This is a genomic window from Lentzea sp. NPDC054927 (assembly GCF_053610285.1).
In genome coordinates, this window is the sequence record NZ_JBSGXZ010000003.1 from 271,783 (window position 1) to 294,754 (window position 22,972).

The window sequence follows — 22,972 nt, forward strand, 5'->3', positions numbered from 1 at the left end:
CCCGGCTGGTTGGACTGCTAGACGATGCCGAGGGCGATGCCGAACTCGGGCTTGGCGTTGAGCAGGTACGCGCCGGCCGACTGGAGAATCCGGTCCTGCGCGGCGAGGTGCTGGCAGATCGTGGCGGTGTCGCGCATCCAGCGGTCCATCGGCGAGGACCGGTGGATCGACCACGTCTGCAACAGGTCGAACAGGCGGTTCACGATCGAGCGCGACATCCGGAACGCGTGCACCCACGACAGCGGGCAGGCGGCGCGGTCGATCGGGTCGAGGTCGTCGAGCACGCCACCAGCAGCGAGCACTTCCCACTGCCGTTCCAATGCGCCGTAGACACCTGCGCGAGTGGCGTTGAAGTCGGCCTCGCACTCGGCCAGCGTCACCTGCACGCGCCAGATGTCGGCCCAGTCCGTGCCGGTCATCCGATCGACGCGCTTCAGCACGCACTCACGGGCGTAGTCCAGCGCAGCACGAGCCACGCCGAGCGAGACACCACACATCGTGCGGGTGAAGGCATCCGGCTGGGCGAGCGGGCCGCGCCGGCCGCGGACGTCGTCGAAGCTGAACGAGTGCTCCTCGGGTACGAAGACCTCGTTCATCGTGTAGTCGCAACTGCCACTGCCGCACAGGCCGGTCGTGTACCAGTTGTCGATCACCTCGACCTGGTCGCGCGGCACGAGGAACTGGCGCGACTCGTGCGGGTTGCTGCCGTCCGGGCTCGCGTACTTCTTGCCGTCCTGGAAGACGAACCCGCCGGAGATCACCCAGTCGGCGTGGTCGATGCCGCTGCCGAACGGCCATCGCCCGCTCAGCCGGTAGCCGCCGGGCACCTTCTCGGCGCGACCGGACGGCTGCAGCAATCCGGCGACGATCTGGTCCGGGTTCGGGAACATCTCCTTCGCCACGACCGGATCGATGAACTCGGCGTAGATCCCGGTGTTCGAGCCGATCATCGAGCACCAGCCGACCGAGGCGTCCCCGTAGGACAGCGACTCGACGACCTCGAGCTGTTCCATCGAGGTCAGTTCCAGGCCGCCCCAGTGCTTTCCGAAGCACATGCGGAACACACCGTTGTCCCGCAACGTGTCCACGATGTCCGGCGGCAGGTTCCGCAGCGCCTCGATCTCCGCGGACCGTTCGCGCAGCATCGGCGCCAGCGATTTGGCGCGCTCAATGAGTTCCGCCGCGGTCTGGGCAGCGGTCACCCTCGTCATGGTCATCTTTCTTCCCCTACTTGACGATGCCGAGGCAGATGCGGAACTTGGGCCGGCGACCGAGCAGGTACGCGCCCACGGACTCCAGGATCGCGTCCTGCGCGGAGAGGTTCTGGCACATGGTCGCCGTGTCGCGCATCCAGCGGTCCATCGGCGAGGACCGGTGGATCGACCACGTCTGCAACAGGTCGAACAGGCGGTTCACGATCGAGCGGGACGTGCGGAACGCGTGCAGCCACGCGATCGGCGACGTGGCCCGTTCGTCCATCGTGAGGTCGTCCAGCGTGCCGCCGGCCGACAGGACCTCCCACTGCCGCGTCATCGCGGAGTAGACGCCGTTGCGGGTGGCGTTGAAGTCGGCCTCGCACTCGGCCAGCGTCACCTGCACACGCCAGATGTCCGCCCAGTCCGTGCCGGTCATCCGGTCCACGCGCTGCATCACGGATTCGCGGGCGTAGTCCAGAGCGGCCCGCGCGACGCCGAGCGGAACACCACAGAGGCTGCGCATGAACGACTCGGGCTGCGCCAGCGGGTGCGGTTCGCAGCGCGGGTTGTCGAACGTGAGGGTGTGCCGCTCGGGCACGAACACGTCCGTGATCCGGTAGTCGGAGCTACCGCTGCCGCGCAGACCGGTGGTGTCCCAGTTGTCCAGGATCTCGACCCGGTCCTGCGGCACCAGGAACTGGCGCGACTCGTGCGGGTTGCTGCCGTCCGGGCTCGCGTACGGCTCGCCGTTCTCGAAGACGAACGCGCCGGACATCACCCACTCCGCGTGGTGGATGGTGCTGCCGAACGACCACTGGCCGCTCAGCCGGAACCCGCCGGGCACCTTGTCGGCGCGCCCGGCAGGGGCCAGCACGCCGGCGGTGACCATGTCGAGGCGCGGGTAGACCTCGCGGACGACGTCCGGCTCGAGGAAGTTCGCGAGCAGACCGGTGTTCGCGCCGATGATGCCGCACCACGCGGCGGACGCGTCGCCGTACGCGAGCGCCTCGGCGACCTGCGTCTGCTCCATCGAGGTGAGCTCAGGGCCGCCCCACTCGCGGCGGAAGCACATGCGGTGCACACCGGTGGCGCGCAACAACTCCACGACGTCCAGCGGGAGTTGCCCCGCCTCCTCGATCTCGGCGGACCGGGCGCGCAGCACCGGCGCGAGGGCCTTGGCGCGGGCGATGATCTCGGTCGCCGTGCGGGGCTCGTCGGCCACCGTGGTCATGTTCTCGCTCCTGATAGTCGTCACTGGTCCACGTCCAGCAGTCCGGCGGGCATCGCGAACGGCGCGTCGGGGTCCGCCGGCCCGACCGGTTCGGTCTCCAGCTCCACCAGGCCGGCGGCGGTCGTCAGGCGGTCGAGGCAGGTCTGCGTGTCCTCGGCCTCGCACACGACGAACGAGTGCCGCGCCAGGTAACCGCCGGGAGGCAGCCGCAACGTCGTGCCGGGCTCGCACATCGGCGAGGTGGCGACCAGGCCCGGCGCGTCGGCGGGCACCTTGATCGCCTGCAGCAGGCAGTCCTGGTCCGGGTAGCCGAAGCGGATGCCCGCGACGCGGCGGTGCGCCGGCGTGATGTCCGGACGCTGCCCGGTCGTGACGTCGAACAGCACCTCGCCGGGTTCGATGCCGGTGGCGGTGCGGCCGAGGAACGGGATGAGGTCACCGCCGAGCCTGCCGTTGATCTCGATGATCAGCGGGCCGCGGTCGGTCAGCCGCACCTCGCTGTGCGTGATGCCGTTCTCGATGCCGAGCGCCTCGTGCGCCCTGGCCAGATGCCGCATCAGGTCCTGGTCGTCCAGCAACGGATCGTTCGCGTCGACGACGTGACCGACCTCCTCGAAGTACGGGTGGTCGCTGCTGTGCTTGCGCGCCAGGAACATCGGCAGGTACTCGCCCTTGTACACGGCACCGTCGACGCTGATCTCGGGGCCGGGCGCGTAACGTTCGACGATCGCGCTCGCGCGGTACGGCCCCGGATCCACCTCGCTCGCGGCGAGCGCGACGTGGAACGCCTCGTCGAGCTCGGACTCGTCGGTGGCGAAGACGACCCCGATGCTCGCGCCCATCGCACGCGGCTTGATCACGACCGGGTAGCCGATGCGTTGTGCGGCGGCGCGGGCCTGCTCCACGGTCGTCGTGAGCTCGAAACCGGGCTGGTGCAGGCCGGCGGCGGTGAGCACGGCACGGGTGCGTTCCTTGTCGCGGCAGCCGCGCACGCCCGCCGCGGACAGGCCCGGCACACCGAACTCGGCCGCGAGCAGGCCCGCGTCGAGGACCAGCGGCTCGTCCCAGCACATCAGGCCGACGACGTTGCGGCGTGCCACGACCTCGCGGGCGGTCTCGCCCATGACTTCCGAGTCGAAGACGTTCGCCACGATGATCTCGTCGAAGTACTGGTGCTGCCAGGTGGGGTTGAGGTTGTTGATCAGGACCAGGTCGATGCCCGCGGCCTGGGCGCGCCGGGCAATCGGCGCGACGAGGTACTCGCGGTAGACCTTGAGGCCGCTGCCGATGACGAGGATCGCGGGGTTGCTCATGCCTTCACTCCCGTTTCCGGAGAAGAGTGCTGACGCCGGGCGAGCAGGTCGGTGAGGATGTCCTGCGAGCGGTGGGCGATGACGCTGATCAGCGAGTCGGCGATGCCGTGCGTCTCCTCGTTCACGCCCTGGAGGTACATGGCGCCCCAGGCGGACTCGCCGAGGTCGACGCGGTAGCGGCGGCTGACGTTGATCTCGTCGATGCCTGCTCTTTCCGCCAGATCCCTGACGAGCCACGGCATCCGCGGGTCGTAGCCGGTGCCGACGAGCACGAGGTCGCAGTGCAGCGGCTCGACCTTGCCGCTCATGCGGTCGCGCAGGTCGAGAACCACCTCGTCCTGCTCGACGCGGGCGGCGACGACCTCGGTCATCGGCCGCACCCACGAGCGCTGCGGCCCGTGCGCCTTCTGCTGGTAGAGCATCATGTAGAGGTTGTCGAGGAACTCCGGTGCGAGGCCGGAGTAGTTCGTGAGGCGCATTTCGTCGAGGACCTGCTTGCGCACCTCGGGCGGGCTGTCGTAGAACTCGTCGACGAACGACGGGTAGAACAACTCGTTCACGAACTTGCTGTGCTGGTAGTTCTGCAGCCCGATCGACCGGACGACCATCGTCACCTGGCTCTCGGGCAGGTTCTGGTGCAGCGCGTAGAACATCTCCGCCGCGCTTTGCGCCCCACCCACGACCACCGCGCGCAGTGGCTCGTCCTTCGGGATCTGCGCGATCCTGGTGCGGTACTGGGCGCTGTGCACGATTCGCTCGGCCGGCAGCTCGCCGAACACGTCCGGGATGCGCGGGTCACGACCACCGCCGACGACGAGGTCACGGCAACGGATCCGGTCACCGTCCACGAGGGACACTTCCCAGCCGGTGATCGCCCCGTCGTCCGACCGCGTCGGCTCGATGCTCTGCGCACGGGAGTCGTAGCGGATCTGCACGCGCTCCAACGACTTCGCGGCCCACTGGAGGTAGTCCGACAGCTCCCAGCGGTACGGGCTGAAGGTGCCGAGGTTGACGAACTCGTCGAGCCGTCCCTGGTCGTGCAGGAAGTTGAGGAACGAGAACCGGCTGCGCGGGTTGCGCAACGTCACCAGGTCCTTGAGGAACGAGACCTGGCTGCGCGCCCACGGCATGAGCAGGTTGCGCTGCCACTTGACGTCCGGACTCTGTTCCAGCAGAAGGGTGTTCTCGGCCAGGTCCGATTCGGACTCCTCGATCGCGACGGCGAGCGCCAGGTTCGCCGGACCCGCGCCGATCGCCAGAACCCCAACCTCTCGGTCAGCCACACTTCCCCCTCGGGTGATCGCGATTCCGCATCCGAAAATGACGCTAGACAAGGGAGTTCCCCGAAAAGAAGAGGAACCGTTCCCGACCGCTCGGGAAAAACTGTTACCTGACTTGGATGTGCACGGTCGCTGCGGCAGTTTCCGCGCGGCGCAACGCTTCTGCCGCCGTGTCGCCGGTGGCCATGACAATGCCCGCGCGGTCCCACGAGCTGCGCAGGCCCTCGAACTTTTCTCCCGGCGCGACCGTCACCTGGAGCAGGTGCACGCCGTCCAGCTGCCGTGCCTCGTCCACGCCCTCGACGCTCTCGACGACGCCGGGTTCGATCGTCAGGAACCGCACGGCAGCACCGGATTTCGCGCGCTTCGGCAGATCGCCCGGCGGGTCCTCGCCCTTGAGCACGGCGTAGTAGGCGCGCAGCAGGTCGACCGGGTAGGCGAGCTGGACGACGTCCAGAATGCCGTCGCCGGCCAGCCTTCCCGCACACTCGACCAGGTGCGGCACGCCGTCCGCGACGATCCACTCGCAGTGCACGATGCCGTCGCGGAACCCGGTCGCGTCGATCACCCGCGCGGTCTCGGCCTTGAGCAGGTCGTCCAGCTCGGCCGGGATGTCCGCGGGCACGATGTGCGCGAGCTCGACCGGGCGCGGGCCGGGGACGAGCTGCTTGCCGGTGACGTTGGCGAACAACGACTTCCCGTCCCGCACCAGCATCTCGACGCTGAACTCCTCACCCTCGACGAACTCCTCGGCGAGCATCGAGAGCTCCATCGGCCGGTCCGGGACGAAGATGCCCTCGTCCTGCCGCGTGCAGTGCGCCCAGGCCTGCTCGATGTCGTCCAGGTCGTGGATCACCTGCGTGCCCACGGACGCCTGCCGGTTCGACGGCTTGAGCACGATCGCCCTGCCCCGCATGAACGCCAGGACGTCCGCGGGGCTCGTGACCCCGGCGCTGGCCGGGTTGCGGATGCCGGCGGCCGCGGTGACCTGGCGCAGCAACGCCTTGTCCCGCATGATCTGCGCCGCCCCGAGCGTCGCACCGGGCAGGCCGTAGCGTTCGGCCAGCCGGGCGGCGAACGGCGTCGCGTACTCGATCGCCGGGATGATCGCCGCCGGATCGAGGTCGCGGTGGGCGTGGAAGAACTCGTCCGCCTTGCCCGGTGTGAGGTACTCCCACTCGATCAGCCCGCGGACGAACCCGACGCCCTCGATCTGCTCGCGCACGTGCCGCTTGCGCACCACGTCCGGTTCCTCGACGTAGATCAGCGAGTCGTCCGGCTGGAACTCGGCAACCAGGCCGATCGTCACGCCGACGAACCCGACGACGATGACGGGCTTCACGCCTTGCCTCCCACCGGCTCGGTCTCGCTCTCGGTGCTGGCCACGGGCTTGATCGCTTCCCGGACGCCGTAGACCGCGAGAAGGCCGGCAACACCGTTGACCAGCGCGATGACGATCCAGAACGCGCCGCCGAGCGAGTTGAACGTGAACACGCCGAACAGCGGACCGATCGCGGAGGCGAGCCCGATGACCGCCTGCATCGTGCCCATGTACCGGGACTTGTACGCCGCCGGGAACTTCGCCGGGTGCGCGAACATGGTCGGTCCGGCGATCATCAGGCCGCTCACCGCGAACACCGCGCCGAGGATCACGAACATCCCGGAGTGCACGGCGAAGGCGTAAAGGGCGAAGCCGAGCGAGTTCACCATGTGCCCGGCGAGCACGGCGACGTGCGCCGGGATCTTGACGATGTACGTCGTGATCTTCAGTTCGCAGGTGATGAGCACCAGCGACGAGATCGTGAGCACCGCGCTGTAGAGGCTGGTCGGGTACTTGTCCGCGACGATCTCCAGCGGCAGCGCCGTGACGGACTGCGCGTACGCGATCGTGCCGAGGAACACCGCGGCCAGGTAGGCGAGGTACTTGGGGTCGCGCGCCATCGTCGAGTACGCGGTGCGAGAGTCCACGGTGGACTTCTCTTCGTGCTCTTCCGGTGCCTTGACGCGGGGCAGCAGCGCGTACGCCAGCAGGCCGTAGAGCAGTGCCGTGGCGCCGTCGAGGTAGAAGAGCAGGTCCCAGTCGACGAGGATCAGCCCGGCGGCGATGAGCGGGGCGAGCGCGGCGCCGGTGTTCAGCGCGATGCGCATCATCGAGAAGCCCATCACCTGGTGCTCTTCCGGCATCAGGTCGCTGAGCAGCACCGCCGCGGCCGGCCGGTACGCCTGCGTCACCAGTCCCGCGAGACCGACGACCAGGAACAGCACCACCGGGATCTCGGCCACCAGCGGGATCGACGCCACCAGCGGCGCGGAGGCCAGCATGGCCAGGGTGATCGTGGTGCGCGGGCCGAGCCGGTGCGTGAGCTCGCCGCCGAGCAGCGTGCCGAAGATCGACCCGACGCTGTACGCGGCGAGACACAGACCGGCGATGCCGATCGAGTCGCCGCGGAAGGTCAGGTACAGCAGGATGAACGTCTGGACGAAGGCGCCGAGCTGGTTGATCAGCACGCCCCCGAGGAGATAGCGGACGGGGGTGGGTGTCGCCCGCAACGTGGCGAAAACCCCGCTGTCCACCCCGGTTTTCTCTGTCATCAGGCTGCCTCCTCAAGGGCGTGAAGCGCATCGACGATGCGTCCGGCGACCAGTGGCGCCGAACCGAACCCGCTGCCGCCGCAGGCCGCGCGTGCCCAGACGGCCGGAGCCACCTCGGTCAGCAGCGCGCCGCCCGTGACGGCGTCGGTGGCGTAGTGGCAGTGCTTCACCGCTACCACGGTGTATCTGTCCACATCGGACACGATCGACGCGGAGAGCAGACGGTCGACCCAGTCGTGGTCGGGTTCGCGGCTGCCGACGGACTCCACCTCGCGGCACACCGCGTCCGAGCTGATCTTCAGCAGGGTGCCGTCACCGGGTGGCAGCAGCCACGCCCGGCCGTCGTCGCCGAGGCGTCCGGCACCAGGTGCGTTCTCCCACCACTGCATGAGCGGCTCCGGCGGCCGGAGATACACCATCGTCTGGCGGTGCAGCCGCACCGGAACGTCGACCAGTTCGGCGGTCCAGGGACCTTCTGCTATCAGCACCAGGTCCGCCCGGATCGCGCCGCCGCCCTCGACCTCGACGCGGCCGGTGTCGACGGCGACGACCCGGCTGTTGGGCCGCAACGACACCAGTGGGTGCTCGATCAGCCAGCGCACGGCTGCGACCAGCACGCGTGCCGCGAGCAACACCCCGGCGTCGGCCTCCAGCACGCCGACGGAGTCGTCGGCGAACACGAGGTGCGGCAGCTTCTCCTGCTCGAGCGTCTCGACGGGCAGCCCGCACGCCGCCGCCTGCTCGGCCATCACCGCCGCCTGGGCGCGCGGCCAGGCCGTGACGATGCCGACCCGGCGGTAGAACCTGGTGTCCAGCAACGACTCCAGCTCCAGCCACCGCCGGTGTGCGGCGAGCCGGCCGAGGGTGGCGTCCACGTCGTCCGGGACGAGTGTCCGCAGCGCGCGGTGCTGATCGAACGACGTGGACACCGAACTGGGGATGCTGTTGCGGTCGAGCACCGTCACCTGGTGCCCGGCGAGCGCGCACTCCACCGCCGTGACGAGGCCCGTGACGCCCGCCCCCACGATGACGACCCTGGCCATCACTCTGGGAGGTGCGGCAGTCGTCGGGGCGTGACCTCACGGGTGTCGAACGTCGCCGGGATCGTGGTGTCCGGCAACACCTTCGCGGCGAGGTCGGTCAGGATCGGCGCGGCGCAACGCAGGAACACGTCGACCTCGTGGCAGAAGTCGCCCGCGTTCTCCGCCGTGACTGCGAAGGCGTCCAGGCGGGCGAGCTGCTCGGTGAGCGTGAACGCCGCCGCCGTGATGCTGAACCGCCGGATGTCGTAGGCGCCGGCGAAGCGTTCCGTGATCAACCGCGCGGCGACGCGGGACCGTTCCGAGACCGGCAGCGGGGCCGGTGTCAGCGCGTTGACCTTGGCCGCGATCCGGTTCCACGGCGCGACCAGGCGCGACGACGTCACGTCCGCCATCGCGGCGCGGGTGAAGTTCGTCCGCTGGAACTCCGGGCTGGTCGAGGCGAGGTAGAACCGGACGAGGTCGCGCGGGACGCCCTCGTCCAGCAGCTCCTGGCCGGTGACGAGGTGCCCGCGGCTGGTGGAGAACTTGTCGTTCTCCAGCTCGTAGAACTCGTTGGTGACGAACTGTTCCGGCAGCACGTACTGCCCGAGGGCCAGCAGCATCGCGACACCGGCGACGGCGAACGCGAAACCCGCGTCGGAGCCGAAGAAGTAGACGACCTCGGTGTCGCCGAACCACAGCTCGTCGTCGCTCTCCAGCACCTCGCCGCGGCTCTGGGCCGCGAGCGCGGACGCGTGGATGCTCCAGGTGATCGTCTCGGTGTCCGAGTAGATCACCTGGCCGTCGACCTCGGGGAACGGCGCGGGGATGCCCCAAGAGATCGGCAGCGTGACCGGGTAGTCCGGCAACGGCCGCGCCAGCATCTCCTCGATCATCCGCGCCAGCCTCGGCCGCAACGTCGGCGCGTGCCGCGCGAAGAACTCCTCCAGTCCCGCCCGGTACTCCTCGACCGGCAGGACCAGCACCTTCTCCTCGCGCAGCTCGACCGGGTCGTCCGGGTGCAGCGTGGACTGCGGGTCGACGAGCTCACCGGAGGCGATCCAGTGGCCGCAGCCCTCGCACAACCCGGCGCAGCCGGCCGTCAGGCACACCGGGCAGCCGCCGCGCACGTACGCGTCGGTGAGGAACTCGCCGGTGCGCGGCGAGTACGGGAACTTCACCGCGCGCAGCCGCAGCTTTCCGGCGCTGTGCAAGCGATCGAAGAAAGTGACGACCGTCTTGACGTACCGCTCGTCGAACCGCACGAACCCGTCCGGTTCGATGCCCATCGCCGCGAGCGACGTCTCGACCGCCTCCGCCGACTTCTCGCGCAGGTCCTCTGGCCGGACGCCGAGACGGCGCGCGGTGGTGACGATGTAGTTCTGCGTCGAGTGGATGCCGGTGCCGAACAGCACGTCGCACCCGGCGGCACGGGCGTACCGCGCGCAGATGTCGGCGGCGAGGAACGGTCCGGCGAGGTGGCCCAGGTGCAGGTCGCCGTTCGCCGTCGGGCCGGGTGCGATCACCAGGAGCTTGCTCATCAGGCGCTCCTCAGCTCGGCGGCGCCGCGGCGGGCGAGCAGGTCGTTGACGATGTCCTGCGACCGGTGCGCGAGCACGCTGATCAACGTGTCGGACATGCCGTGCGTCTTCTCGTTCACGCCCTGCAGGTACAGCGCGCCCCACGCCGCGCCACCGATGTCGACGCGGTACTGGCGACTGACGGCGATGTCGTCGAGATCGAGCTGCGTGGCGAGATCACGCGCCATCGCGGGCATCCGCTGGTCGTAGCCGGTGCCCAGCACCACGAGGTCGCAGCGCACCGGGTCGATCTTGCCGGTCTTGCGGTCGTGCAGGTCCAGCACGATCTCGTCGCCGTCCTGCCGCGCGCCGGCGACCTCGGTCATCGACCGGATGCTGGAACGCTGTGGCCCCAGCATCTTCTGCTGGTACAGCATCGTGTAGAGCTCGTCGAGGAACGGCGGCGCGAGGCCCGCGTAGTTCGCGAACCGCATCTCGTCGAGGATCTGCGCGCGGACCTCGGGCGGCGTGTCGTAGAACTCGTCCACATAGGACGGGAAGAACGCCTCGTTGATGAACTTGCTGGTCTGGTAGTTCTGCGGGCCGATCGACCGCACCACCATCGTGACCTGGCTCTCCGGCAGGTCGGAGTGCAACGCGTAGAAGATCTCGGCCGCACTCTGCGCGCCACCCACCACGACGGCGTGCAGTGGCCGGTCCTTCGGCACCTCGCCGATCCGGTTGAGGTACTGCGAGCTGTGCAGGACCTTCTCGGCGGGCAGACCGGCGAACACCTCGGGCACGTGCGGGTCGCGGCCACCGCCGACGACCAGGTCGCGGCATCGGATGACGTCGCCGTTCGCGAGCGTCACGGTCCAGCCGGTGATCACGCCGTCCACACCGCGCGCGGGCTCGATCCGCTGGGCGCGAGCGTTGTAGCGCACGGAAACCCGTTCCAGCGACGACGCGACCCACTGCAGGTAGTCGGACATCTCCCAGCGGTACGGGTGGAACGTGCCGAGGTTGACGAACTCGTCGAGCCTGCCCTGGTCGTACAGGAAGCTCAGGAACGAGAACCGGCTGCGCGGGTTGCGCAACGTCACGAGGTCCTTGAGGAACGAGACCTGGCTGCGTGCCCACGGCATGAGCGTGCCGCGCTGCCACTTGACGTCCTCGTGCTGCTCCAGCACGAGGGTGTCCCCCGCGAGCTCCCGTGCACCGGACTCCTCGATCGCGACCGCGAGGGCGAGGTTCGCCGGCCCTGCGCCGATCGCCAGTACGCCAACGTCCTGGACAGTCACACGTCCCCCTCTGTTCGTCCCCGAGTGGCGTTCCAGAGGCTAGGTAGCGGCCCTTCCCAACAGGTAGGGGAACTGTTCCCGGTCGTATGGGCAAAGCCGATTCCTTTGCAGGGCAACGACGTCCGGAATCGGTTCATGAAGATGATCATGGAAACGTGCACGGGGTGTCACCCGTTGCGGTGCACCGCTGGGCCGCTTCGCCAAACGGGCAGGCCGATCGCAGTCCGCACCGCTACTCCGGTCGTCACGGCAACGGAACGGATGTTGGGCCGAACGAGTGAAAACCTCGTTTTCCGGATCGCGACTTACTGCAACAGCGCGATATACCCTACGGCCGGTGCTGACTCGTTGGGGGAGATCAGGTGACCGCGATGGAATGACGAGAACGCTATTTTCGGGGGAGACCGATGACTCAGGTAGAACATGCGGCCATGCCACCACTACGCCGCGGCAATGACATCGCCGTCCTGCACAGACCTGCCACGGTGACCGTGGTCATCGCCGACACACAGCCCGCCATCAGGCACGGAGTGCGTTCCGTGGTCGAACGCGTGGACGGCGTATCTGTAGTAGGTGAAGCTTCCACTTCTTCTGAGGTCGTGGCGGAGACCGCGCGGTGCCGGCCCGATGTGCTGGTCATCGACGTGGACACCGTTGGATCCGAAAACAGCCTATTGATGGAACAAATAGCGCGCGCAAGCCCCGAAACGGGCATTCTGGTCTTCAGCGCCCGTGATTGCGACGCGACGGTCATCGCGGCGATTCGCGCGGGCGCACGAGGTTATTTGTTGAAGAACGCCGATCCGGACCAGATCGTGCGCGGCATCCAGGCCGTCGCGGCGGGTGAGTTCCTCATCGGCAAGACCATCGCCGCCCGCTTCAGAGCGCTCATGCACCCGGTGGTGGAACGGTCGCCGTATCCCTTCCCGCAGCTCACCGAAAAGGAGCGGGAGGTGCTCGACCGGATCGCCGCCGGCCGGTCGAACGTCGCCATCGCGCGCGAGTTCACCCTGGCGTCGAAGACCATCAGCAACCGGGTGTCCGCGATCTTCGCGAAGCTCGGCGTCGCCGACCGCGCCCAGGCGATCGTCCTCGCCCGCGACGCGGGGCTGGGCCGCTAGATGCTTGCCCCCAATGGGTGGCGCTGTCGGCGTCTGCAAGTACCACCAACTCTTGATCGAATCGCCTCCAACTACACCCAACCGCCCTGGAACCCGGCCGGCGGCACGAACCGGGCCGCGGCGGCGGCCGGCGAGTTGGTGGCGGCAAAGTGCTGGATGATCTTGAGTTGGTGGTACTTGCAGACGCCATGAGGCAACGGGTCGAGGGCTGTTCCATGAGACTCAGGGGCAAGAGACCCGGAGGCGGTGCCTTGCACGCCGTGGCAGGAGTTCCTGACACGACAGGGAAAGCGTCCCCTGTCGGCCGGGAAACCCGCGAACCTACGCTCCGCATCGTCGCCGAACGTCGATCGGAGTTGGGGATGCCGACAGACCACGTGGACTTCCGCAGGCGCGAGCCCGAGAACCTCGTCCGCGAGCACGGGCTCGACCTCAAGCTGCTGCACCCGTGGCCCGGCCTGGCCACACCATTCCGCGGTGCCTGGTGCGTGCTGCGCCCCGGCGACCGCACCGACACGCACATGCACCGCGAGCAGGAGCTGTTCATCGCGATGGCGGGACGCGCGGAGGTCGTCGTGGGCGAGCACACCCACGTGCTCGCGGCGGGCGACCTGATGCTGATGCCGGGGGACGTGAACCACCACGTCCTCAACCCGCACGACGAGGACTTCTCGTACTACGCGATCTGGTGGGACGGCGTCATGGCCGAGGAGTACCTGGCGTGATCGACTACAACGGCCGCAGGTTCCGCAAGCCCGACAGCGACCCGAACACCGTCGCCGAGTACCACCAGGAGGGCGACCTCGTCTGGGCCGACTTCGCCGGTGGCGCCGTCCGCCGCGGCTCGATCGCCGGGACGCGCGCGCCGGACGACACCCTCCACATGGGATACACGATGGTGCTGACGAACGGCGACGTGATCTGCGGGCACACCGTGAACACGCCCGAGTTCACGCCGGACGGACGCCTGCGGCTGCGCGAGGAGTGGCAGCGCTACGGTCCGCACGCCGCGGCCGGCACCTCGTACATCGACGAGGTCGGCTGAGGCCGGACCCGCGGGCCCGGCGCTCTGCCGATCAGTCGGCCGATCAGTCGTCCGTCGCGAGCAGGTCCTGCAGTTCGTGGATCGCCTCGCCGAGATGGGCGGCGAAGGTGTGCATCTCGTCCGCGACCGGGCGGGGCGTGCTCAGGTAGAGGTTGAACCGGTCGGGCAGCAGCACGTAGGCGACACCGATGCACTTCGAGCTGGTCGAACCGAAGCCGAAGTACTGGATGTGTTCCGACGGCGCCGAGCTGGTGCTCAGGTAGTCGTCGCGCATGATCGTCCAGCCGGGGGTGTCGTACAGCGCGAGCGGTTCGGTGCCGCCGCGCCGCTTCTGGATCAGCTGCAGCTCCCACAGGTGCTGTTCGGGGGCCGCACCGACCTGGCATTCCTTGGCACGCTGGACGTGCTTGTCCGCCGCTGCCCGCAACGCCGCCCGGCGAGTGGCGCGGGAGGCCGCCGGATCCTCCATTGTGGACACGAACCGCACGGCTTCCGGGGTCACCACCCGCATCGCCTCGGTGCGCCCGTTCTGGAACTGCCGGGTGCCGATCGACTCGTACGTGGCGCCCTGGAGGCCCTTCGACCGCTGGTGCGCGAGCTGGTACGCCATCTGCACGAACGCGTCCGGCGAGATCCGCAGTTCCTTCGCGCGTTGCTTGCCGAAGTCCTCGAACGACAGCGTCACCGTCGCGGTGTCCGCGCCGTACTGGGCGAACGACGCTGCGGCCGCAAGGGAGTCCTCGCGCAGCTCGTCGGTCAGCACGAACTCGATCGGCTCGGTCGCGGGCAGGCCCTGCGACGTCGCACCGGAGACGCGCAGGTGCTCCTCGGTCGGCGTGCTGAGCATCGCGTCGGTGAACGCGAGGATCGTGGTGCCGTCCAGTTCGCAGTGCTCGACGTTGATGCCCGCGCGGCCGTCCGCGAAGACGATGAACGTCACGGCCTTGTCGAACCACCGGTTCGCGCTGTCGCCGTGCAGCAGCTGGTCGCAGGCCGCCAGCGTGTCCGCGGGCGCGAAGTCCTCCAGCGCCACGCAGAACAACGCGGTCTCGATCGTCTCCAGCGCCTCGGCGTTGTCGACGAGCAGTGCCTCACGAGTGCTCGCCCACTCCGCCCGTGCCTTGGTGGTGAAGGGCCCGGCCGAGAACTCCGCGCGGTCCACCTTCATGATCGCCTGCAGGCCGCCGGTGAGGTCGCCGAGGTCGTGCGGCACACCGTCCTGGCCGAAGACGTCCATCCGGAACGCGTTGCCGCGGAAGAAGACCACGACGTGCCGGGCGGTGGACGGGAACGAAGTGCGCGCGGTGTCCTGCCGGGCGTGCGGAATCCGGGTGGCGGAGAACAGGAACTTGTTCTGCACCATGGACTGCGGCACGTCCCGCAACACGACCGGCGGGATGGCCTCCGCGTCGAGCCGCACCTTGTACGCGACCGCGGCGGAGATCAGCGCCGCCGCTCGTTGTTCCTGGGTCTCGGCGACGTCGCGGAACAGGAAGAAGAAGTTGGCGTTCAGCGCGATCCGGTCCCGGCGGCCGAGATAGCGGGTGGGCCAGAACTCGTCGAGCCAGCTGCGCACACCGGCCTGGGCGTTGAACTCCTCGAGTTCGGCGTGCAGGCCACGAGCCGCGCTGTCCGGCGCCAGGAATCCTTCGACCGCGGTCTCGGTGGCCGACAGCTCGGACTCGGTCAGCAGCGGCGCGCACCACTCCAGGAACCGCGCGCAGCTCTCCTCCAGCGTGGGCAGGGGCACCCGCGGCAGCTGGTCCTCGTAGCTGAACGTCTTGCCGTCGTTCACTGTCACCTCAGGGGTCGTTTTAGGTGGGCCGCTTCGAAACGTAGAGCTGAGCGTAGAACCAGCCGTCGGCCTCCAGGCCGGTCGGATCCACTCCCACGCCGGACAGCGTGTCGAGCACCCGCGACTGCTCCTCCGGCGAGATGAACCGGCGCTGCTTGAACACGTGGTCGTGCCGCACGGTGACGTAGCCGAGTTGATCGAGACTCGCTTCGATCTCGTCGAACGGGAACATCCTCAGCACGAAGTGCGCCATCCAGGGTGCTCCGCTGGCGGCCACGACTCGGGTGAGGGTGTTCGCGCCGACGTAGCCGAGGCTGCCGGTCGAGATGACCAGGTCGACGTCCTGCAGCCGCCGCGCCTGGTCAGGAGTGGGGTCGGACCGTTCGAGATCCGCGCGCACGCCGTCGTCGAGGAACCCGGCCGCCGTCGCGTAGGACAGGGCCGGTGCCGAGATGTCGAGGCCGGCGAACCTTGCCGGGATCGCCTTTCCGCGCTCCCGGACGAGTTCCTGGTCGTCGGCCAGCACCTCGGCGTGATCGCGTTCGTCGATGCCGCAGTACCGGTCGTACAGGTCGTCCATCGTGAGGTCGCAGCGCAGCAGTGCCGCGTTGATCCCGTAGGACGAACCGATGTCGAGCACCGTCGGGGTGTCGATCCCCCGCGCCGCGCGGTACTCGTCGATCAGCGCGGTGAAGTGCGGTTTGGCCAGCTGCGGGATCTGGTACTCGAGCCCGCGCAACGACGAGAAGTAGGCGCGCGGATCGGGCTGGGTGTAGATGTGGTCGAGCTCGACTTTGCCGGTCGCGTCGAATCGCACGTGTCTCCCTCAGGCCAGTCGCTCGTCCACCCGCACACCGGCCTGTTCGGCCGCGAGGTGGTCCGGCATCACCCGGCCGAACAGCTGCCGCGTCCTGGCCACGCTTCCCACGACCCCGGGCCGCAGACTGTAGGCGAAGATCGCGGTGTGCCGCTGCCGTTCGCCGCGCACGGTGCTGACCTGGTGCAGTGAATAGCGTCCCTTGAACAGCTGGAGATCGCCGACGCGGAGCGTGAGCCGGCGGACGAGATGGTCGCCCTCGCCGGCCAGCACCGCCCGCACGTCGCCGAAGTTCTCCTCCTCCGCCGAGCGGATGTTCGGGCAGTACTGGAACTCGCCGCCGTCGTCGGGCAGCTGGGTCAGCATGCTGACGGTGAACTCGTTGGTGTCGAAGTGCCACGGGTGCGCGCGGCCGGGAGGGATCACGTTGAGCACCAGGCCGGACAGCGAGTCGGCCAGCTCGTGCAGCCGCGGCAGTTCGAAACAGCCGGCGACGAACCGCTGGAACACCTCGCTGGTGTAGAGCTGGTGGATGATCGCGTCGCGCGGGATGTGGTCCCGTGCCACGAAGGCGTTGCCGCGTTCCATCGTGGTGCGGCCGGGGTGGTCCGGAGGAAGCGGTGTGTCGACGGCGATGTTGTACGCGTTCACGGTCTCGACGTCGTAGTACGCCTGTGGCGCGATCCGCGCGCATTCCCGCCGTAGATCGTCGTGCAGGGCGGGCCGGATGAAATCGGGCAGGACGCTGCAGCCGACGGTGTGCAGGTCGTGGTGGGTGCGCTCGACGACTTCCCGCCACGCCGCGCTGTCCGGTTCGGTCAGCGGATAGTCCGTGGTGTTCACGACCTGGTCGAGCAACCCCGATTCCATCGGGCCAGTGTCACGGCGCCGATGACGGCCGCGAAGTGCCTTGTGACATTGTCCACGACAGGCATTCGGCGGTACCGGATGACCACCGGGGTGCGGCCGAACGGATTCCTGTTGTCCTGGCCGGGCCGCTAGTAACGTCCGGTGACATGAGACGACTGCTCAGCGTCGCGTTGTCGTTCGTTCTGGTGTTCACCGCCGCCGCGCACCCCGCGGCCGCCAGCGGTGGTGGTGGCGGCGACAAGCCGTTGCCCGGCTACACGATCGTCAATCCGCCTCTCGCCCCGGCGCTGGTCGGGGGCAAACCCACGAAGGTCGTGCAGGGCGTGCACAGCCACGCCGGCTACATCATCGAGGTGCCGCCGCGCTGGAACGGCCGGCTCGCGATGTGGGCGCACGGTTACCGCGGCGAGGGCAAGGTCCTCACCGTCGACGCGCCGCCGTACGGGCTCCGGCAGCGCTGGCTCGACGGGGGCTACGCCTGGGCCGCGTCGTCCTACTACGGCAACAGCTACGACGTCCGCGCAGGCGTGACGACGACTCGGGAACTCGCGGCGCTGTTCGCCCAGAAGGTGCAGCGCCCCAAGAAGGTCTTCCTGGCAGGCGTGTCGATGGGCGGGCACGTCATCGCGCGTTCGCTGGAGCAGTACCCGGGGTTCTACGCGGGCGCGTTGCCGATGTGCGGTGTGATGGGCGACCACGAGCTGTTCGACTACTTCCTGAACTACCACCTCGTCGCGCAGACCCTGACCGGCATCCGCGCCTATCCCCTGCCCCCGGACTACGCCACCACCGTGGTCCCCCGCATCCGGCAGGCGCTGGCGGGCCGCGACGACCAGTTCCGCGCCCTGGTCGCCACCCTGTCCGGCGGCGCCCGGCCCGGCACCGACGCGGCCTACGCCTACTGGCAGGAGTTCCTGTTCAACCTCGTCGCCACGCCGACCGGCGACACCCTCGCCACCAACCCGCTGCAGCTGGCCACGAACACCACCACCCGATACCGCCCGAACACGCCGGTGGACGTCAACGCCTCAGTGCAACGCGTCCGCCCCGCCAATCCCGTCGCCCGCAACACGTGGGCGCTCACCCAGATCCCGTCCGTGCAGGGCCTGCCGAGCGCTCCCGTCGTGTCGCTGCACGGGATCGGCGACCTGTTCGTGCCGTTCTCGATGGAGCAGGACTACCGCGACGACGCGGCCCGCTTCGGCCGCACCCACCTGCTGGTGCAGCGCGCCATCCGCACGATCGACCACTGCGAGTTCTCGCCCGCCGAGGTCGGCGACGCGTGGCGCGATCTGACCGCGTGGGTGGACCGGGGCAAGCGGCCGTCCGGTGACGACGTGCGGCGGACGGACGATCCGCGGTTCGGGTGCCGTTTCAGCGACCGGAAGGCGACCGGCGGCACCAGGGCGCTCTTCCCGGCCTGCTGAACCGCAGGGCCAGACAAGCTCGGCGCCCGCCGGTCAAGCGATGCGATAGCCGACTCCCGGCGTCGTCGCGATCACCGGCGGGCTGCCGAGCTTGCGCCGCAACCGCCCCACCGTCACCGTGACGGTGTTGGTGAAGGGGTCGGCGTTCTCGTCCCACACCTGTTCGAGCAGGTCCTCGGCGCTCAAGAATCCTGGACTGGCCCGCAGCAACGCCTCCAGCACGGCGAACTCCTTCACCGAGAGGGCGAGTTGCCGCCCGTCCCGAACGGCGGTGCGGCGCACCGGGTCCAGCGAGATCCCGGCCGCGTGCAGCGTGCGGGGCCGGGCGTGCGGTTTGCGGCGGGCCAGTGCCTGGATGCGCAGCACCAGTTCCGGGAAGTGGAAGGGCTTGGCGAGGTAGTCGTCCGCGCCCAGGGTGAGGCCGCTGACCCGGTCGCCGGGGGCGCTCGCCGCGGTCAGCATCAGCACCATCGGCCGTTCGGACCGGTCGGTGATCATCTGGCACAGGGTGTCGCCGTGGACGCCGGGCAGGTCGCGGTCCAGGACCACCACGTCGTGGGCGGCGAGGTCGAGTTTGGCGACGGCGGCCAGGCCGTCGTGGGCGAGGTCCACGGCCATGCCCTGGTCGCGCAGCCCTTCGGTGACGACCTCGGCCAGGGCGTGATCGTCTTCGACGACGAGGATCCTCATGCCGACACCGGTGCCATCGCCGTGGGAAGGGCGATCGACACGCGCAGGCCGCCTTCTGGCCGGGCGAGCAGCTCGACGCGGCCGTCGTGCGCGGTGGCGACAGAGGCCACAATGGACAGACCAAGACCCGCGGAACCGGTGCGGTCGGTGCCGAGCCGTTCGAAGGGCAGCATCAGGCGGTCTACGTCCGCCTGGTCGAGGGCTCGCCCGCCGGTGTCGACGACCAGCACCGCCTCCTCCTCGCTCACCGATCCGGAGATCCGGATCCAGCCGCCGTTCTCGTTGTGCGTGACGGCGTTGTCGACGACGTTGCCGACCAGCCGCGCCAACAGCGCCGGGCTGCCGCGAGTCGTCATGGGCGGCAGGTCCACGGTCACGGTCAGGGCCTTGCTCTGCGCGTCGGCGTTCCGTTCCTCCACCGCCTCGGCGACGAGATCAGCGAGGTCGACGGGAGCGGCGTCGGCCAGAGCGCCGTGCTGGGCCCGTGCCAGCACGAGGAACCCGTCGAGCAGGTGATCGACCCGGTCCAGCTGGGTGCGCAGGCGGTCCGCCAGCCGGAGCGTCGAGGTGGCCGGATCGGGCTTGGCGACCGCGACGTCCAGCGAGGCCCGCATCGTCGCCAGCGGCGTCCGCAGTTCGTGGGAGGCGTTGGCGACGAAGCGGCGCTGGGCGGTGAACGAGGCTTCTAGCCGTTCGAGCAGGCCGTCGATGGTGTCGGCGAGATCTTTCACCTCGTCGGCCGGGCCCGTGACAGCCAGCCGCTGGTCCAGGCTGTCGGCGGAGATGCGGCGGGTGGCGCGGGTGATGAGCCGCAACGGCCGCAGCACGCGCTGCGCCAGTCCCCGGCCGAGCAGCAAGGAGACCGCTGCCATCACGACCAGTGCCGCGACCGAGCCGGCCAGCAGCTGGCGGGTCTGCTGCTGGTGCACGGTGTCCAGCTGTTCCTGCAGCAGCCGGATTCGCAGCTCCGCGGCGGCGAGACCGGTCTGCGGGGGCTGACCGCCGATCGGGGCGACCTCGGTCGAGCTGCCGCCGGAGAGCAGGAAGGTCAGCACGAGCAGTCCGATGCCGGACAGCAGGAACACGACGGCGTACAAGATCGTGAACCGCCACCGCACGGTTCCGCTGCGCTGCCCCATCATGGCCTCAGCATGCCCTGACCGACCTAACAACGGCATGACAAGCGCGGTTCGGGCCGTGTTACCCGCCGCTGCCTAGAACTGACCCCATGCCGACCTCCGAACTGCTCCGGCGGGAGTGGACCGCGTTCCGCCGCCCCGCCCGCCTCGTCGCCCTGATCGCCGCGGCGCTCGTCGTCATCGCGCTGGGCCTGCTGTACGCCATGGGCAACCGCTCGTCGTGCGACGGTCCGTGCCCGGGAGTTCCCACCGCCGACGACGGTTCCGCCGTGAGCGACGGGTTCTGGTTCCGGCATCGCGACCTCGGCGAGACGGGCAGCATCACGGTCCGGCTGACCTCGATGACCGGGACGATCACATATCCGCCGCCCGACCACGACGAGATCGTCGCGGGACTCGTGCCGTGGGCGAAGACCGGGATCATCGTCAAGGACGGCGTGCGGCAGGGCTCCCAGTACGCGGCGCTCATGGCGACCGGCAGCCACGGCGTGCGCTTCCAGCACAACTACCGGCACGACGTCGCAGGGAGTACGGGAGGCGTGACCGAGCAGTCACCGCGCTGGTTGCGCCTGACCCGTGCGGGCGACACCATCACCGGTTCCGAGTCGGCCGACGGCGAGCACTGGAACACCGTCGGCACCGCCACGCTCGACGGGCTCCCCGCCACCGTGCGGGTCGGCCTCTTCGCGACATCCCCCGGCGACCTCACCCTCCGCGAGATCGGCCTCGGCGGCGCGATCGAAGAGGTCCGGTTCACCCAGGCCGTCGGCGTCTTCGACCACGTCGAAGGCGGCACCGGAACGTGGCGGAGCGAGTCGGTCGGCGAGATGAACCACACGGACTGGGAGAAGTTCCACAACCCGTCCGGGGCGGTGGAGAAGGACGGCGTCGTCACGGTCAGCGGCGCCGGCGACATCGGCCCGGTCAGCGACCAGGGCGCACGTGGTGTCGAGAACACCTTGAGCGGCCTGGTGATCGCGCTGATCATCGTCATCGTCGTCGCGGCCCGCTACGGCGCCCGCACGGCACAAGACCACGCTTCCCGGCCGGTGATCGCCACTCGTGCGGCCGTCGTCGGGGCGGCCACCTTCGTCACCGGCCTGGTCGCCGCCGGTGTCGTCCTCCCGCTGAGCACGGCGATCCTCAAGAGCAACGGCATCCCGATGCAGTCGGTCTCCGTGCTGACCACCGTGCGGGTGATCGTCGGCCTCGCGGCGGTGCTGGGGCTCTGCGCCGTTCTCGCCTACGCGCTCGGAGTGTGGGTGCGCCGCGGCTGGGTGGCCGTCCTCATAGGACTGTCACTGATCGCCCTCCCCCGCGCCGCGACGGCGTTGCCACTGCTGCCAGACCCGGTCTCCGAGTGGCTGGTCCGGATCACCCCGGCCGCCGCCTTCGCCGTGCAGCAGACGATGGTCGAGTACCCGCAGGTGATCGCGCACTACGCGCCCTCGGCCGGGTACTTCCCGCTCCCGTGGTGGGCTGGTCTCCTCGTGCTCTGCGCATACGCCGCCATAGCTGTGCGCGTAGCCCTCGGACGCGCACCGGCCGCGGAGACCGACTGGCGCTAGCGACAACGTCACCACAACGTCGCCACAACGCCACCCCGGTACTCCTTCGATCAGCAGATCCCAACCGAGGGAGGACATCCGTGAAAGCCAAACTGGCAACGGTGCTGGCGGGGTTGCTCGCGGTCGCGACGCTCATCGCCCCGGCGGTGAGCGCCACGCCGTTCCAACGCGACGTCTACATGCGCGACAACGTGAGCGACATCGGCAACGAGCCCAGCGCCGGCAGCATCTACTTCAGCCCGGACATCAAGGTGTGCTCGACGCCGGTGCTGTGCGCGGTGTCGCAGAACCCAGTCGTGGGCGTCAACAACTACGTGTTCGTCACGTTGAGACGCAAGCCGGGCGCCATCGGCAACATCGACGGCAGCCTGCAGCTGTACCGCAGCAACCTCGGTGGAGGAACGGCCTGGCCGGGCGGCTGGACCTACATCGGCACCGCGGGCGCCACGGTGCCGGTGAGCGGCACGACGGTCATGATCACCTGGCCCGGCTGGAACGTGCCCGGTCCCGCGCACTTCTGCCTGCTCGCCAGGTGGGTGTCGAACGCCGACCCGATGACGTTCGCCGAGGGCAGCAACACCCAGCTCAACGCCCAGCGGAACAACAACATCGCGTGGCGCAACGTCGACTCCGTGCGGGTCCGCCCGTTCGAACCCGTCCGCGTGCCGTACACGATCGGCAACCCCGAACGGACCGACGCCAGGCAGAACCTGATCATCGAGCAGCCCCGGCCGTTCGCCGGCACGATCACGATCGACCTCGGCCAGGAGCTCACCGCACGGTGGAAGGCCGCGGGCGGGCGGGCGACCGGCGTGAAGCAGGTCGGCGAGACGCAGTTCCAGATCGTCGACACCAAGGCCCGCATCGACGGTCTGACGCTCAAGGCCGATGAGCGCGTCCAGACCGCGTTGACGTTCGCGACCGACGAGGAAGCGGAAGCGGCAGAGCTGCACGTGCGCCAGGTCGACGTCCAGGGCACGGATCTCGGTGGCGCGCAATACCTGATCAACGAAAAGGACTGAGTATCAACCTCGGTGGGTCCGTC

The 22,972-nt window shown here is 69.1% G+C and carries 20 protein-coding genes; 6 read left to right on the forward strand and 14 right to left on the reverse strand.

The annotated features are described in order from the left end of the window. Window positions 1–17: 17 nt before the first annotated feature. From ACWGE0_RS07535 to ACWGE0_RS07575, 9 genes are all read right to left on the reverse strand, one after another. Window positions 18–1,217, reverse strand: coding sequence for an acyl-CoA dehydrogenase family protein (locus ACWGE0_RS07535; protein ID WP_452260098.1), 1,200 nt, complete (start codon window positions 1,215–1,217; stop codon window positions 18–20). Window positions 1,218–1,227: 10 nt separating this feature from the next. Next, window positions 1,228–2,427 (reverse strand): acyl-CoA dehydrogenase family protein, encoded by a 1,200-nt coding sequence (locus ACWGE0_RS07540; RefSeq protein ID WP_452260099.1) that lies wholly within the window; start codon window positions 2,425–2,427, stop codon window positions 1,228–1,230. A gap of 20 nt (window positions 2,428–2,447) precedes the next feature. After that, window positions 2,448–3,740 carry an ATP-grasp domain-containing protein gene (locus ACWGE0_RS07545; RefSeq protein ID WP_452260100.1) on the reverse strand — a complete coding sequence of 431 codons (1,293 nt, stop codon included), beginning with the start codon at window positions 3,738–3,740 and terminating at the stop codon, window positions 2,448–2,450. Then, a complete protein-coding gene (locus ACWGE0_RS07550) occupies window positions 3,737–5,023 on the reverse strand; it encodes a lysine N(6)-hydroxylase/L-ornithine N(5)-oxygenase family protein (RefSeq protein WP_452260101.1) in 1,287 nt (428 codons plus the stop codon). Before ACWGE0_RS07550 ends, ACWGE0_RS07545 begins: the two co-directional genes overlap by 4 nt. A 103-nt stretch (window positions 5,024–5,126) precedes the next feature. Beyond that, window positions 5,127–6,362, reverse strand: a complete 1,236-nt coding sequence (locus tag ACWGE0_RS07555; RefSeq protein WP_452260102.1) for an ATP-grasp domain-containing protein — start codon at window positions 6,360–6,362, stop codon at window positions 5,127–5,129. Further along, complete coding sequence (locus tag ACWGE0_RS07560; protein WP_452260103.1) at window positions 6,359–7,612, reverse strand: MFS transporter; 1,254 nt, start codon at window positions 7,610–7,612, stop codon at window positions 6,359–6,361. Before ACWGE0_RS07560 ends, ACWGE0_RS07555 begins: the two co-directional genes overlap by 4 nt. Next, window positions 7,612–8,655, reverse strand: coding sequence for an NAD(P)/FAD-dependent oxidoreductase (locus ACWGE0_RS07565; protein WP_452260104.1), 1,044 nt, complete (start codon window positions 8,653–8,655; stop codon window positions 7,612–7,614). Before ACWGE0_RS07565 ends, ACWGE0_RS07560 begins: the two co-directional genes overlap by 1 nt. After that, the gene (locus ACWGE0_RS07570) at window positions 8,655–10,175 is read right to left on the reverse strand and encodes a class I tRNA ligase family protein (RefSeq protein WP_452260105.1); all 1,521 of its coding nucleotides are present in this window, start codon (window positions 10,173–10,175) and stop codon (window positions 8,655–8,657) included. The genes ACWGE0_RS07565 and ACWGE0_RS07570 overlap by 1 nt, the downstream gene beginning before the upstream one ends. Further along, window positions 10,175–11,455 (reverse strand): lysine N(6)-hydroxylase/L-ornithine N(5)-oxygenase family protein, encoded by a 1,281-nt coding sequence (locus tag ACWGE0_RS07575; protein WP_452260106.1) that lies wholly within the window; start codon window positions 11,453–11,455, stop codon window positions 10,175–10,177. The genes ACWGE0_RS07570 and ACWGE0_RS07575 overlap by 1 nt, the downstream gene beginning before the upstream one ends. Before the next feature lie 485 nt (window positions 11,456–11,940). On the opposite strand from ACWGE0_RS07575, the gene ACWGE0_RS07580 reads away from it, so the two are divergent. From ACWGE0_RS07580 to ACWGE0_RS07590, 3 genes are all read left to right on the forward strand, one after another. Then, window positions 11,941–12,576: a response regulator gene (locus ACWGE0_RS07580; protein ID WP_452260107.1), complete on the forward strand. Its 636-nt coding sequence runs from the start codon at window positions 11,941–11,943 to the stop codon at window positions 12,574–12,576. Between the two features lie 362 nt (window positions 12,577–12,938). Beyond that, a complete protein-coding gene (locus ACWGE0_RS07585) occupies window positions 12,939–13,301 on the forward strand; it encodes a cupin domain-containing protein (RefSeq protein WP_452260108.1) in 363 nt (120 codons plus the stop codon). Beyond that, on the forward strand, window positions 13,298–13,621 hold the full coding sequence (locus tag ACWGE0_RS07590) for a hypothetical protein (protein ID WP_452260109.1): 324 nt from the start codon (window positions 13,298–13,300) through the stop codon (window positions 13,619–13,621). Before ACWGE0_RS07585 ends, ACWGE0_RS07590 begins: the two co-directional genes overlap by 4 nt. Window positions 13,622–13,664: 43 nt before the next feature. On the opposite strand, the gene ACWGE0_RS07595 is transcribed toward ACWGE0_RS07590, so the two are convergent. From ACWGE0_RS07595 to ACWGE0_RS07605, 3 genes are read right to left on the reverse strand one after another with little or no spacing between them, the layout of a single operon-like run. Further along, the gene (locus ACWGE0_RS07595; protein ID WP_452260220.1) at window positions 13,665–15,416 is read right to left on the reverse strand and encodes a choline/carnitine O-acyltransferase; all 1,752 of its coding nucleotides are present in this window, start codon (window positions 15,414–15,416) and stop codon (window positions 13,665–13,667) included. Window positions 15,417–15,435: 19 nt separating this feature from the next. Next, window positions 15,436–16,233: a class I SAM-dependent methyltransferase gene (locus ACWGE0_RS07600; protein ID WP_452260110.1), complete on the reverse strand. Its 798-nt coding sequence runs from the start codon at window positions 16,231–16,233 to the stop codon at window positions 15,436–15,438. A 9-nt stretch (window positions 16,234–16,242) separates the two neighbouring features. Continuing rightward, entirely contained in the window at window positions 16,243–17,103 is an 861-nt protein-coding gene (locus tag ACWGE0_RS07605) for a HalD/BesD family halogenase (protein ID WP_452260111.1), read from the reverse strand. A 146-nt stretch (window positions 17,104–17,249) separates the two neighbouring features. On the opposite strand from ACWGE0_RS07605, the gene ACWGE0_RS07610 reads away from it, so the two are divergent. After that, window positions 17,250–18,530 (forward strand): hypothetical protein, encoded by a 1,281-nt coding sequence (locus ACWGE0_RS07610; RefSeq protein WP_452260112.1) that lies wholly within the window; start codon window positions 17,250–17,252, stop codon window positions 18,528–18,530. 33 nt (window positions 18,531–18,563) lie between these two features. Here the strand turns inward: ACWGE0_RS07610 and ACWGE0_RS07615 are convergent, their stop codons facing one another. Together ACWGE0_RS07615 and ACWGE0_RS07620 are read right to left on the reverse strand one after the other, a co-directional pair. Next, window positions 18,564–19,220 (reverse strand): response regulator transcription factor, encoded by a 657-nt coding sequence (locus ACWGE0_RS07615; protein ID WP_452260113.1) that lies wholly within the window; start codon window positions 19,218–19,220, stop codon window positions 18,564–18,566. Then, window positions 19,217–20,362: a sensor histidine kinase gene (locus ACWGE0_RS07620; RefSeq protein WP_452260114.1), complete on the reverse strand. Its 1,146-nt coding sequence runs from the start codon at window positions 20,360–20,362 to the stop codon at window positions 19,217–19,219. The genes ACWGE0_RS07615 and ACWGE0_RS07620 overlap by 4 nt, the downstream gene beginning before the upstream one ends. An 86-nt stretch (window positions 20,363–20,448) precedes the next feature. Here ACWGE0_RS07620 and ACWGE0_RS07625 point away from each other — a divergent pair, with 86 nt between their 5' ends. Next, window positions 20,449–21,927, forward strand: a complete 1,479-nt coding sequence (locus tag ACWGE0_RS07625) for a hypothetical protein (RefSeq protein WP_452260115.1) — start codon at window positions 20,449–20,451, stop codon at window positions 21,925–21,927. A gap of 80 nt (window positions 21,928–22,007) precedes the next feature. Next, on the forward strand, window positions 22,008–22,949 hold the full coding sequence (locus tag ACWGE0_RS07630) for a hypothetical protein (protein ID WP_452260116.1): 942 nt from the start codon (window positions 22,008–22,010) through the stop codon (window positions 22,947–22,949). Window positions 22,950–22,972: the final 23 nt, after the last annotated feature.

Coding starts and splice junctions, on each gene's coding strand:
- ACWGE0_RS07535 (WP_452260098.1), bottom strand. CDS start 1,217: ATGACCATGACGAGGGTGACCGCTGCCCAGACCGCGGCGGAACTCATT.
- ACWGE0_RS07540 (WP_452260099.1), bottom strand. CDS start 2,427: ATGACCACGGTGGCCGACGAGCCCCGCACGGCGACCGAGATCATCGCC.
- ACWGE0_RS07545 (WP_452260100.1), bottom strand. CDS start 3,740: ATGAGCAACCCCGCGATCCTCGTCATCGGCAGCGGCCTCAAGGTCTAC.
- ACWGE0_RS07560 (WP_452260103.1), bottom strand. CDS start 7,612: ATGACAGAGAAAACCGGGGTGGACAGCGGGGTTTTCGCCACGTTGCGG.
- ACWGE0_RS07565 (WP_452260104.1), bottom strand. CDS start 8,655: ATGGCCAGGGTCGTCATCGTGGGGGCGGGCGTCACGGGCCTCGTCACG.
- ACWGE0_RS07570 (WP_452260105.1), bottom strand. CDS start 10,175: ATGAGCAAGCTCCTGGTGATCGCACCCGGCCCGACGGCGAACGGCGAC.
- ACWGE0_RS07585 (WP_452260108.1), top strand. CDS start 12,939: ATGCCGACAGACCACGTGGACTTCCGCAGGCGCGAGCCCGAGAACCTC.
- ACWGE0_RS07605 (WP_452260111.1), bottom strand. CDS start 17,103: ATGGAATCGGGGTTGCTCGACCAGGTCGTGAACACCACGGACTATCCG.
- ACWGE0_RS07610 (WP_452260112.1), top strand. CDS start 17,250: ATGAGACGACTGCTCAGCGTCGCGTTGTCGTTCGTTCTGGTGTTCACC.
- ACWGE0_RS07615 (WP_452260113.1), bottom strand. CDS start 19,220: ATGAGGATCCTCGTCGTCGAAGACGATCACGCCCTGGCCGAGGTCGTC.
- ACWGE0_RS07620 (WP_452260114.1), bottom strand. CDS start 20,362: ATGATGGGGCAGCGCAGCGGAACCGTGCGGTGGCGGTTCACGATCTTG.
- ACWGE0_RS07625 (WP_452260115.1), top strand. CDS start 20,449: ATGCCGACCTCCGAACTGCTCCGGCGGGAGTGGACCGCGTTCCGCCGC.